A 13802-nucleotide genomic window follows, 5' to 3' on the forward strand; every position below is an offset into this window, starting at 1 on the left:
TGGCTTACGTAATAGGTTCCTGTTGCCAAAGCATCTGTTCCCGCAAGCGCTGTTCCGCCTGTAGAAGCTTTATACCATTTTAGGCCTGTTCCAGAAGCAGTCAGATCGCTTACCGTTTTATTTTCTGAAGAGCAGAATGCCTGTGCTGAAGCTGATGGAGCCGATGGCGTAGGATTGATTTTTACATCAACCGAAGTTCTTGCGCTTTCGCATCCCTCTGCCGAAGTCTGGCTTACGTAATAGGTTCCTGTTGCCAAAGCATCTGTTCCTGCAAGCGCTGTTCCGCCTGTGGAAGCATTGTACCATTTTATGCCTGTTCCGGTAGCAGTCAGATCGCTTACCGTTTTATTTTCTAAAGAGCAGAATGCCTGCGCCGAAGCTGATGGAGCCGATGGCGTAAGATTTATTTTCACATCAACCGAAGTCCTTGCGCTTTCGCATCCGTTTAGTGTTTCGCTAACGTAATATGTTTTTGTTGAAAGTATATCTGTCCCTGCCAAAGCGCTTCCGCCTGACGAAGCAGCATACCATTTATAGGCGCTTCCCGATGGCTGTAGATTGCCAACTGTTCTGCTGTCCGCAGAGCAGAATGACTGCGCTGCTGCTGTGGGTGCCGAAGGTGTAGCTGTTACTGTTACGGCAACCGAAGTTCTAGCGCTTTCGCATCCGTTTAATGTCTCACTAACGTAATATGTTTTTGTTGAAAGCGCATCTGTTCCTGCCAAAGCGCTTCCGCCTGACGAAGCATCATACCATTTATAGGCGCTTCCCGATGGCTGCAAATTGGCTACAGTTCTATTATCCGCAGAACAGAATGACTGTGCTGATGCTGTCGGTGCTGAAGGAGTCGCGGTTACTGTTACGGCAACCGAAGTTCTAGCGCTTTCGCATCCGTTTAGCGTTTCGCTAACATAATATGTTTTTGTTGAAAGCGCATCTGTTCCTGCCAAAGCGCTTCCGCCTGACGAAAAATCATACCATTTATAGGCGCTTCCCGATGGCTGTAGATTGCCTACGGTTCTGTTATCCGCAGAACAGAATGACTGTGCTGCTGCCGTCGGTGCTGAAGGTACTGAATTAACTGTAACTGTTGTTGCCGCTGAAATTGCACTAGGACAACCAGAAGCATTTGTTACTTTAACAGTATAATTTCCAGAAGCAGAAACAGTAATTGATTGTGTTGTTGCTCCTGTTGACCACAGATAACTACTTCCGCCTGTAGAAGTTAAGGTTACACTTCCGCCTTGACAGAATGTTGTTGCTCCATCTGCTGAAATAGTAGGCGTTGCCGGCGTAGGGTTTACTGTAACTGCTACCAAAACTCTTGCACTTTCACAACTGTTAAGTGTCTGACTTACATAATAATTCCCAGAAGATAAAGTTTCGCTTCCTAAATATTGCGTTCCTCCAGTACTTGCATTATACCATTTTAAGTTAGATCCTGTTGCAACTAAATCGCTAACTTTTTTAGCATCAGCAGTACAGAAAGTCTGAGCTGAAGCTGTAGGTGCAGTTGTATTATTTATAGTAACTGCTACTTGAGTTCTTTGACTTTCGCAACCATTTAGTGTCTGACTTACATAATAATTCCCTGTAGATAAAATTTCAGTTCCTGAATATTGTGTTCCTCCAGTAATTGCATTATACCATTTTAAATTTGATCCTGTTGCAACCAATTCGCTTACCTTTTTAGCATCTGGATAACAGAATGATTGCGCTGATGCTGTTGGTGCAGCTGTATTATTTACGGTAACTGTTACTTGAGTTCTTGAACTCTCTCCACAGCTATTACTTTGGCTTACAAAATAGTTTCCTGAAGATAACGTTTCTGTTCCTGCATATAACGTACCGCCTGTAGCTGCGTTATACCATTTATAAGCTGTTCCTGAAGGTGTTAAATCACTAACTTTTTTATTATCAATTGCACAAAATGTTTGCGCAGAAACTGTAGGTGCTGATGGTATTGTATTTATCGTAACTGTAACCTTAGTTCTATCACTTTCTCCACAGCTGTTCGCTGTCTGACTAACATAATAATCTCCATTAGTCAAAGCTTGCGATGCTGAAAGTGCTGTACCGTTTGAAGATACATTGTACCATTTTATATTAGTTCCTGTTGCTTGCAAATTATTAACTGTACTATTGTCCGCAGCACAAAATGACTGTGAAGCTGCAGCAACTGGTGCTGAAGATTTTGAATTCACAGTTACAGATACTGCAGTTCTTGAACTTTCGCAGCCATTTGCTGAAGTTTGGCTCACATAATATGTTCCAGTAGCCAATGATGCTGTTGATGCATACTGCGTTCCCCCATTATTGGCATTATACCATTTTAGACTAATTCCTGTAGCAACTAAATCACTTACTTTTTTATTTTCAGAAGAACAAAATGTTTGAGATGAAGCAGTTGGCGCTTCAGGTGAAAAAGTTACAGTTATTGAATTTGAACTGGCACTAGCACATCCTGAACTATTTATTATTTTTAATGAATAAGTTCCTTCACTCGTTATTGTAATACTTCTGGTAGTTTCACCATTAGACCATAAATAACCCGTTCCATTATACGAACTCGCATTTCCAGTAGCCCTTAGTACCGCATTACCTGAACTTGTACATGAAGCTTGTCCTGAATTCACATTAATTACAGGCGTATTAGGTAGCGGATTAATTGTTACTACAACTGATTTTACAACCGAACACCCATCAGAAGAAAGAGCTTTTATGTAATAAGTTCCTGAAGTCGTTACAGCGTTTGGCGATGATAATGCTGCTGTCGCTGCCGCATTTGTCCAATATGAAAACGTTAGATTTGAAGAACTTCCTGCTGTTACGGCAGAAGCTGTTAAATCAACTGTTGAAGGCGAGCAAACTGCTGCTGGATTGGTTACAACAAGATTTGCTGTTTTTGGATTTACAGCTGCACTCGCAGAATTGTTTGCTGTGTTTGTATCAATCGCGGTTGGCAATGATGCTGTATTAGTATAATTTCCAGACGCATTTACTGTAGCAACAATTTTTAATGTCATTGATGTTTGCGCCTCAACATCACCAATACTCCAGATACCTGTTCCTGAATCATAAGCCCCTACTGATGGTGTTGAACTAACGTAAGTATATCCCGAAGGAAGTAAATCAGTTACAGAAACTCCTGAAACATTATTACCTCCTAAATTACTTACTTTCACAGTAAACTCTACATTCGATCCTGGACAAGGCACTGCATTATCAACAGTTTTAGTAATTCCTAAATCGGTACATAATGTAACATTTACTGCTTTTGACTGGGTTTGGCTTCCACAAACTAAAGTAGAAGAAACCGAGTAAGCTCCTGTTTTTGTAGCGGTATATGTTGCAGAATTAGCTCCGCTAATAGCAGTTCCATTATAATACCATTGATATGGCGCAAAACCTGTTGGTGTTGTTAGTTCTGCTGTGTTATTAGTACAGCCTCCTCCAGAAATATAAGTAAGTCCTGGATCATCTGGCTGTGCTGCAAAATTTGAGAAAAACCCTGCCATAGAGAATCCTCCTGCCTGTTGTACAATCGAAACTGTTAATTTAGCATCACTGGCAATTGAAAGATATTCCGGACTTCCTATCTGAACACTATTAAAATTGATAATATACCAACCTGTTGTTCCTATCTGATAACGAGCCCCAACACCAGATATGTTGGCAATATTGGTACCATTTACAGTTACAATATCTGTGGCACTTCTTAAAAGAATGTATCCAAAATAATCTAATGTTCCTGAATTATAATTTCTAAATTTTGCTGTCTCTATAAAATTGGATCCCCCACATTCAGAAACTGGTGCAATAGTTGAAATATCAACCTCACAGCCTTGTGCTGTACCTGAATATACAGCCACTCTTTTATCAGCAACGATATGTGAGGCTGTAAAATTGGTGCTATTTGAACCGTTCACAAAAGTATAAAACTGACCTGCCTGCGCTAAAGTAACTGTATTTGTAGTTACCAATGCTCCAGTAGTAGAATATCCTTCAACTTTTACAACTGTATTATCTTTTGTTGCTACTACAGTAGTCTGTTCTGCTGTACTATTACCCGTTCCTCTTTCCAAAAAATATTCTGTTCCCAAAACAGCCTCAGGCGGAATCTGATTGTATGCACTATCCCCACAACCACCTGGAGTATCAATCGCAGCCGATGTGTTCATTACAATAGGATTCGAAGATTCAACCAACGTTCCTATTGCTGCTTTAAATAAATAACTCTGCCCAGCATTTAAAGTAGTGGTAACAGTATTATTAATTTTTATTGTAGTATTATTAACGGTAGCCATAATACTATAAATAGGACGCTGATCTCCGTAATTATTAAAATTTCCTAAAGACCCGTCTCTATAATATCCTACTCTAAATCTTATTCCAAGTCCTGCATCTCCAAAACTAGTTAAAGCAGCATTTCCTTTGATATCCTTATCTACATCAGTACCCGATAAAGCATCAGAAGCGACGTTTCTTAAATTAATAGACACTGGAGCACTACCTTCTACAATTAATCCTGCACCGTTTAAAACAGTATTAAAAGCATACGCCTTTGTTGTACTTGGAGTGCCAGAAAATCTGTATACAGCGGGAGTTCCTTTAATTGCTGTAAGACTAGTTACTAATGTCCCATCACTTTTTGATACAGTAATGTTTACACTAGTTGTAGAATTTGTTGCTATAACAATTTCATTAGCATTGTTAAAATACTGCCAAGGAGCTGGAGCAATATAGTGTTTCGTATAAAATTGAGCCGAAGCGCTATAAGCGGTTAGTAATAAAAAAACAAAAAGAAAAGTTAGCCTGGAAAAACAAGGCTTTCGAAAAGTAAAGTTACGCATAGACAACTTGAGTTTGTGGAACAGAAATATAAGACACTAAAAAACAGATGATTGTTTTTAGCATATTGGTGAGATACGTGAAAAAAGATAAAATGGATTTAAAAAAACTTGAAAAAGCTTTTTCAAGACAAACACATAAAAATGAAATTATGTTGACCATTGACATATAGTAAAAAAGACTTAAAAAAGTCTATTAGGTTATAAATTAGTAGATTGGAAGTGCGAAAGTATATTAGGGAATGTATTAGAACTACATTATTCCGACAAAATGCAGATAAACTCGTCGAACAACAGTTTTTAACAAATGCTGAAGCATTTTTAAGTTAAAAAATGTAGGAAATTAATAACGAATGAGTCAAAAAGTCTTAAATAATTATCAATAAAATGCATTCTTACAGAATATATTGACAAAACAGCAATAAATCGTAAGATAAAAAAATAAGATTTTACTTGAATTAATTATTTTAAAACACTGAAAAACAATAAATTAAAAAATAAAGACTAAAAACTTAACATTTCTACTCTAAAAATTTAATATTACGTTTTAAACCTTCAAATTTTGTTCTTTTGATAGGTGAATTTTTAAAAACAAGTTTAAAAGTTTCTTCAGTGATTTCCATCCAGTCTTTTTTAGTAAAAGAAAGTAAATCTGGGTTTGGATTAAATAGAGGTTCTGAATGTGGTTTAGAAAATCGATTCCATGGACAAACATCTTGGCAGGTATCACATCCAAACATCCATTCATCAAATTTTCCTTTCATTTCATTAGGAAGGTTCTCTTTTAATTCGATAGTGTAATAAGAAATACATTTACTACCGTCAACTATATAAGGGGCCACAATAGCTTGTGTAGGACAAGCATCTATGCAGGCTGTGCAAGTACCACAGTGATCTGTTACCGCATGATCATATTCTAATTCTAAATCAATAATTAACTCCGCGATGAAGTAAAAAGAACCTACTTTTTGAGTAATTAAATTGCTGTTTTTTCCAATCCAGCCAAGTCCGCTTTTGGCTGCCCAAGCTTTATCTAAAACTGGCGCTGAATCTACAAAAGCACGTCCAGAAACTTCCCCAATATTTTCTTGAATAGAATGAAGAAGCTCCTTCAATTTATCTTTAATTACAAAATGGTAATCTTGTCCGTAAGCATATTTTGAAATTTTAAAACTTTCATCATTCTGCAATGAATCGGGATAATAATTAAGCAAAAGAGATACAACACTTTTACCATCATCAACTAACAAAGTTGGATCTAAACGCTTGTCAAAATGATTTTCCATATAAGCCATTTGACCATTACGATTATTCTTCAACCAGTTTTCAAGTCGAGGCGCTTCTTGTTCCAAAAAACCTGCTTTGGATATCCCACAAGAAAGAAAACCAAGTCTTTTCGCTTCATCTTTAATAAATTTCGAATATTTCTCTTTAGAATTTATCATTACCTTTCAGAAAAAACGACTTCAAGTCCAACAGGTTTTAGGGTAATTAAGGGATTAAAATTGATCGTATTACCCATTGAAACAATTTTATATTTTTTGACAATATAAGAAATTGCCAAACACATTTCGTAAATGGCAAAACCAGCACCAATGCACATCCTTGGTCCTGCTCCAAAGGGATAAAAATATTGCATAGAATGCTTCTTTTGTTCCCCTAAAAAACGATTGGGATCAAAGTGATCTGGGTTCTTCCAGTACTTCGGATTTCGATGCAACTCATAAAAAGAAACCCCAATCAGAGTATCTTTTTTTATATTAAATGTTCCTAAAGCATCATCTTCAACATTTTGTCTATCTGTAATCCAAGCTGGCGGATATAAACGCATAGATTCATTTAAAACAGCATTTATATAGGGCATTTTCTGAAGCTGTTCCACAATATTCTCCGTTTCAGATTCAGCATTAAGAACCTCTTCAAATATACTTTGTTGTACATCAGGATGATTTCCCAATAAATACAATGTAAAAGTTAAAGCATTTGCAGTTGTTTCATGTCCAGCAATAAAAAGAATTTTTATCTCATCAATTAATTGTTCAATTGACATTCCTTCGCCAGTATCTTCGTAGCGAGTTTCCAAAAGCATATTAAGCAAATCGTTCACCTCATTTTTAGAGGAAACTCTTTCTTCAATTAGACCTCGAATAATTTTATTATTTTCTTTAGCCAACTGAAGATGCTTTTTTACTTGACCACTCACCGAAAACCACCAAGCTTTATGAGGCAGTCTGATTTCTTTAATTAAAAAATTCTGAACTGCTTCAATAATATACTTAATTCTATCTAGTTTTTCTTCGGTAATAGAAAATTGAAACAATGATTTAGCTACAACGTTAAAAGCTAATTCGCTCATAACAGGAAAAAGATCCATTTTTTCATCTTTTACAATTGTTTCTAATTCTGAAATAATCGTAAGTTTCATATTTTCGACCAGCTGATTCATCTTCTGTTTATGAAAAGCAGGCTGAATAAGTCTTCTTTGTTTTAACCAAAATTCACCGTCAACAGTTAGAAGACCTTTTCCTAAATATTTAGACAAATAAACTGACTGAAATTTTGATTTGTGATAATTCTTTTGGTTTTTCTGTAAAATGTATTGTGCTACATCATTATCTCTTGATAAAATGATGTACTTTGATTTTCCAATTCTAATAGAAAACGAATCACCAAAATTATCAAAATACTTTGTATGATACGGGATTGGATTTCTACGAATTCCTTCCGCATCAATAAAAAATCTTAAAATAGATAGTTTTGGGGGATAATTATATTTTCTTTTAACAGACATTTATATCAAAACTAAAACAATTCTCCCTGATTATTAATATTAACTTTTCCAAGATGTTTATATGCTTTGTCTGTAACTTCTCTACCACGAGGTGTTCGCATAATAAATCCTTCTTGAATTAAAAAAGGCTCATATACTTCTTCGATTGTTTCGCTACTTTCACTCACAGCAGTTGCTAAAGTTGAAAGCCCAACTGGACCGCCTTTAAATTTATTAATAATAGTTAATAATATTTTATTATCCATTTCATCTAGACCATGAGCATCTACATTTAGAGCTTTTAAAGCATATCTAGAAATTTCTAGATCAATTCTACCATTTCCTTTAATTTGGGCGAAATCACGAACCCTTCTTAGCAACGCATTTGCGATACGAGGAGTTCCACGGCTTCTTCCTGCAATTTCAATTGCCGCTTCTAGATCAATAGGCATTTTTATAATAGATGCACTTCTTTCAACAATTGTTGTCAAAAGTTCTGTAGTATAATATTGTAAACGTGAAGATATTCCGAAACGGGCGCGCATTGGAGCCGTTAATAATCCAGATCGAGTAGTTGCTCCAATTAAAGTAAAGGGATTCAAATTAATTTGCACTGTTCTTGCATTCGGACCAGATTCAATCATAATATCAATCTTAAAGTCTTCCATTGCAGAATACAAATATTCCTCAACTACTGGACTTAATCGATGAATTTCATCAATGAACAAAACATCTCTTTCATCTAAGTTTGTTAGCAATCCTGCTAAATCCCCAGGTTTATCTAATACCGGCCCTGAAGTAATCTTGATACCAACTTGTAGTTCATTAGCTAAAATGTTAGCCAAAGTAGTTTTCCCAAGACCAGGAGGACCATGAAAAAGAGCATGATCAAGTGCTTCACCACGTTGATTAGCAGCAGCAACAAAGACTTTTAAATTTTCCAAAACTTGATCTTGTCCAGCAAAATCATCAAATGACAGCGGACGCAATCTTTTTTCAAGATCTAACTCTTCTGAGTTATATCCTTTAGTAGTAGGATCTAGATTTTCATTCATCCTACAAAGATATATAAACTAATCAGTTTGTAAAACAGTTGAACTGAACGTTTAAAACTTTAACTAAACAAAAAAGACTGTCATCTCTGACAGTCTTTTTATTATTTTTTAGTGGTGTAAAACTTCTTCACCTTCTTTCATTGGTACATTTTGAGGAACAAAATCTACATCATGATTTGGGTTACTGTAGTCATACGGCCAACGATATACATGAGGAATTTCTCCTGGCCAGTTTCCGTGGATATGTTCAACTGGAGTAGTCCACTCTAAAGTTGTAGATCTCCATGGGTTCTGAACTGCTTTTTTACCGTAGAAAATACTGCTAAAGAAGTTGTATAAGAATACTAATTGGAACGCACCTCCTACAAGAGCAAATGTTGTAATTAAAACATTCACATTTTGTAAATCATCAAATAATGGGAAGTTTGTGTTAGTATAGTAACGTCTTGGTAAACCAGCTAATCCGATAAAGTGCATTGGGAAGAAAACTCCATAAGCACAAACTGCAGTTACCCAGAAGTGGATATAACCTAAGTTTTTGTTTAACATTTTTCCGTACATTTTAGGGAACCAGTGGTAAATACCAGCAAACATTCCGTAAAGTGCAGAGATACCCATTACTAAGTGAAAGTGAGCAATTACGAAGTAAGTATCGTGAACGTTAATATCTAAAGTACTATCTCCTAAAATGATCCCTGTTAAACCTCCAGTGATGAAAGTAGAAACCATTCCGATAGAGAATAACATTGCAGGGTTAAATTGTAAGTTACCTTTCCATAAAGTTGTAATCCAGTTAAATGCTTTTACAGCAGATGGAATTGCAATCAATAAAGTTGTAAAAGTAAACACAGATCCTAAGAAAGGATTCATACCTGAAATAAACATGTGGTGGCCCCAAACGATAGTTGATAAGAATGCAATTGCAAGAACTGACATAATCATCGCTCTATAACCAAAAATTGGTTTACGAGCATTTGTAGCCATAATTTCTGAAACAAGTCCCATCGCTGGTAAGATTACGATGTAAACCTCAGGGTGTCCTAAGAACCAGAATAAGTGCTCAAACAATACTGGAGAACCTCCTTGGTAGTGTAAAACCTCTCCTGCAATATAGATATCAGATAAGAAGAATGAAGTACCAAAACTTCTATCAAAAATCAATAATAAAGCTGCAGATAATAAAACTGGGAACGAAATAACACCAATAATAGCTGTTACGAAAAATGTCCAGATTGTAAGCGGAAGTCTAGTCATAGACATTCCTTTAGTTCTTAAGTTAAGTACAGTAACAATGTAATTTAAAGATCCCATCAAAGAAGATGCGATGAAAATAGCCATAGATACTAACCATAGTGTCATACCTGTTCCTGATCCTGGAATTGCTTGTGGCAATGCACTTAAAGGAGGGTAAATTGTCCATCCTGCAGATGCTGGTCCAGCTTCAACAAATAAAGAACATAACATTACAACAGCTGATAAGAAAAACAACCAGTATGAAATCATATTCATAAATCCAGATGCCATATCTCTTGCCCCAATTTGAAGCGGAATCAATAAGTTACTAAAAGTTCCACTTAAACCTGCCGTCAGTACAAAGAATACCATGATGGTACCGTGAATTGTAACTAAAGCTAGATAAATATCATTTGCCATTACACCATCAGGTGCAAATTTATCTCCTAATAAAACATTAAATATTTTGAAAGACTCTTCTGGCCACGCTAATTGCATTCTAAAAAGCAAGGACATTGCAATCCCAATTACTCCCATAACAATACCAGTAATCAAGTATTGTTTAGCAATCATTTTGTGATCAATACTAAAAATATATTTAGTAATGAACGTGTCTTTATGATGATGTTCGTGCTCGTGATCGTGTCCGTGATCGTGACCGTGCGCTTCTGCTGACATATATTTGTACTTTAAATTTTCTTAATAATATTATTTCATCGCAACTTTAGCTACAGCTGCTTTAACTGTATCAACAACAGTTTTAACAGTGTCAATTACTTTTGCAGCAGTATCTGTAGTTGGTGCAGCTCCTTCAGCTGGTTTCTCAGCAGCTTTTGCAGCTTTAATATCCTGAGCTAAAGTAGTTTTTTCACTTAACCATTTTTTGTAATCTTCTGGAGTATCAACTACTACTTTCATTTGCATGTTATAGTGTGAAGCTCCACAAATTTTGTTACATAATAATAAGTAGTCAAATGTATAAGGATCTAAAGCTGTTCCGCCTTTCGCAACTAACTCAATGCTTTTTTCAGCTCTAAGTTTGTTGATGTTTGCAACTTTTTCAACCATAAAAGGCAACTCTCTATATTCTGCAGTAGTGTAAGTTGGAACGAAAGCAAATTCAGTAACCATACCTGGAACACAGTTCATTTGAGCTCTAAAGTGTGGGAAGTAAGCTGAGTGCAATACATCCTGAGAACGCATTTTAAAGTGAACTTTTTTACCTTTAGGAATATGCAATTCTGAAACTACGATATCATCTTGAGCATTTGGATCTGACATATCAACCCCTAAAGTATTTACTCCTTCGATTAAACGAACGTTAGCTTTACCTAAAACGTTATCTTGTCCAGCGTATCTTGCAGTCCATTTAAATTGCTGAGCATATAATTCAATTTCGATTACATCTTCATCTTTATCAACGAACATAATGTTATTCCAAGCGTACAATCCGTAAAGAATTAAACAAGCTAAAACTACAGATGGAATAATACTCCAGATTGCTTCTAATTTATTACTATCAGCAAAAAATAATGCTTTTTTATCTTTATTTCCTCTATTTTTAAAAGAAAACCAGTATAGTAAACCTTGCGTAATAAATTGAACTAAAAAAATTAAAACCCAAGTAATATTCATTAAATTATCCACTAAAAGTCCATGCTCTGAAGCAGGGGTATGAAGTGCTAAACCTCCCCATTTTAGTAAACCGTAAATCGTAAATATATATATGAATGCCAAGAAGCCAAACATAACATACCCTTGAATATTATTATCATTATCTGATGCAACTTGAGAATCGTCCGAAGAAGCTCCAACCTGTGTAAGATCAAATATCTTGGTCAATTGCCATAATGCAACTGCTAATAAAACTAAAACTATAATTACCAACAAACTTGTCATCTGTTTACTTCTTTAAATATTAATAATGAAAATGTTTACTTTCTTCGATGAAAGGATTTCTTTTTGCAAGCAAAGGAGATTTAGTTAATGCAGTAAATACAACAAATATAAATAAACCTAAGAAGAAAAGAATCGATGCAATTTCAGGAACTCCAATAAACCATTTGTCTCCTACTGTACCAGGCATGATCATATTAAAGAAATCAACATAATGACCTAATAATATCACAACACCAGCCATAACAATAACCCAGTTAAGACGTTTAAAGTCAGTATTGATTAATATTAATAATGGGAAAACAAAGTTCATAACAACCGCTCCAAAGAAAGGAAGGTTATATAACTGAATTCTTGTTACAAAATAAGTTACCTCCTCTGGAATGTTAGCATACCAGATCAACATGAACTGAGAGAACCATAAATAAGTCCAGAAAACACTAATACCAAACATAAATTTAGCTAAATCGTGAATGTGGCTAGTATTTACATACTCTAAATAACCTTTAGATTTTAAATAGATAGTAACTAATGCAATAGTTGTAATACCGCTTACAAAGAAAGAAGCAAATACATACCATCCAAATAAAGTACTAAACCAATGTGGATCAAAAGACATAATCCAGTCCCAAGACATAATAGACTCAGAAACAATAAAGAATACTAAGAATCCCGCAGATGCTTTGAAATTCTTTTTGTAGTAAAGATCATCATTTGCTTCATCTTGTGCTAAACAGTTTTTTCTAGAAAAATGGCGGTAGATATTCCATCCTAATAAAAAGATAAATGCTCTTGCAATCCAGAAAGGAAAGTTTAAATATCCTGATTTTCCAGCAATTATAGCATCATAATTTGGGCTTTTAGGATCGGTTACACCTTCTCCTAACCATACGAAAATATGATTAAAATGTAATCCACATAATACTAAAAGTATAAAGAAGATTATAGAACCAGCAGGCAAATATGCTGTTATACCTTGCATAACTCTAAATAAAACTGGAGACCATCCTGCTTGAGCTACTTGTTGAATAGCATAAAAGGCTAAAACCCCCATTGAAAGCAGTAAAAAGAAAATACAAGCTACATATACAGCAGACCAAGGCTTATTTTGCAATTGGTGTAATACGTGCTCTAAATGTTTTTCGTGCTCATTTGCACCAGAAACTTCAGCATGCTCAGCTCCTTTATGAGAGTCATGTGCAACTTCAGCAGCCTCATGATGACCTGCTTCTTTGTGAGATGTCTCCGCTTTTTCTTCATGCGCCGCACCATGAGAACCATGTTCATCTGCAGCTAGTATTTTTTCAACTTCTTGAATATCTTTTGGTGCACTTAAAAAACCATACCCAATTCCTAATAGACCAACGGCCATTAAGATGATAGAAAAAGTTTTTAATTTACTTGAAAATGTATACATATCTATTACGATCAGTTTGTTCAACAATTATAATTGGCTTTTTAGTTTCAGAACATAGTCAGCAACTAACCAACGTTCGTGAGCACTTAATTGATTTGCATGTGAACCCATTGCATTTAAACCATAAGTCTCAACATGAAAGATACTTCCTTCAGTGATCTCTCTGTCTTTATAGCTAGGTACTCCAAGAAATTTCTCTCTTTCAACCAATTTACCTTTACCGTTACCAGCAGCACCATGGCAGCTAATACAGTAAATTTCAAAAAGCTCTTTACCTTTTCCAGAATTTCTTTCTTCTTCAGTCAAAGGTGATTTCAAATTAGCTTTTGCTAATTCATAACCAGCAGTTGAATTTTCATATTCATAAGGTTCAAAACCTCTATTGATAGTTCCTGCAACAGGAAGCTGTCCTTCTTTTCCTCCCTTAAATATTTTTGCTTCTGTATATGGCTCGTAAGCAACAGATTCATACATATTTGGGAAATACTGATAGTTCGGTGCCGAATTATTGTGGCAAGATGAAACTAAAATAGTTATACCAACTAAAAGTGTTATTTTATATATCCTTTTCATAGCTACAA

Annotated in this window: 8 protein-coding genes; all 8 read right to left on the reverse strand. The window is 35.4% G+C overall.

Going from position 1 to position 13802, the window contains the following annotated elements; genetic code table 11:
- On the reverse strand, positions 1–4853 hold a 4853-nt coding region (locus DM444_RS14720; RefSeq protein ID WP_162614980.1), incomplete at its 3' end, for an Ig-like domain-containing protein.
- A 518-nt stretch (positions 4854–5371) separates the two neighbouring features.
- The gene (gene queG / locus DM444_RS14725) at positions 5372–6295 is read right to left on the reverse strand and encodes a tRNA epoxyqueuosine(34) reductase QueG (protein ID WP_111287975.1); all 924 of its coding nucleotides are present in this window, start codon (positions 6293–6295) and stop codon (positions 5372–5374) included.
- A complete protein-coding gene (locus DM444_RS14730; protein WP_111287977.1) occupies positions 6295–7641 on the reverse strand; it encodes a cytochrome P450 in 1347 nt (448 codons plus the stop codon). The genes queG and DM444_RS14730 overlap by 1 nt, the downstream gene beginning before the upstream one ends.
- An 11-nt stretch (positions 7642–7652) precedes the next feature.
- Entirely contained in the window at positions 7653–8675 is a 1023-nt protein-coding gene (ruvB, locus tag DM444_RS14735; protein ID WP_111287979.1) for a Holliday junction branch migration DNA helicase RuvB, read from the reverse strand.
- 108 nt (positions 8676–8783) lie between these two features.
- Positions 8784–10586: a cytochrome c oxidase subunit I gene (locus DM444_RS14740; protein ID WP_111287981.1), complete on the reverse strand. Its 1803-nt coding sequence runs from the start codon at positions 10584–10586 to the stop codon at positions 8784–8786.
- A 30-nt stretch (positions 10587–10616) separates the two neighbouring features.
- Entirely contained in the window at positions 10617–11807 is a 1191-nt protein-coding gene (locus DM444_RS14745; RefSeq protein ID WP_111287983.1) for a cytochrome c oxidase subunit II, read from the reverse strand.
- Positions 11808–11826: 19 nt separating this feature from the next.
- Positions 11827–13221, reverse strand: a complete 1395-nt coding sequence (locus DM444_RS14750; RefSeq protein ID WP_111288520.1) for a quinol:cytochrome C oxidoreductase — start codon at positions 13219–13221, stop codon at positions 11827–11829.
- Positions 13222–13248: 27 nt separating this feature from the next.
- Positions 13249–13794 (reverse strand): c-type cytochrome, encoded by a 546-nt coding sequence (locus DM444_RS14755; protein WP_111287985.1) that lies wholly within the window; start codon positions 13792–13794, stop codon positions 13249–13251.
- Positions 13795–13802 lie beyond the last annotated feature (8 nt).

Origin of the sequence: Flavobacterium ginsenosidimutans (assembly GCF_003254625.1) — a bacterium.
Classification (GTDB): Bacteria; Bacteroidota; Bacteroidia; order Flavobacteriales; family Flavobacteriaceae; genus Flavobacterium; species Flavobacterium ginsenosidimutans.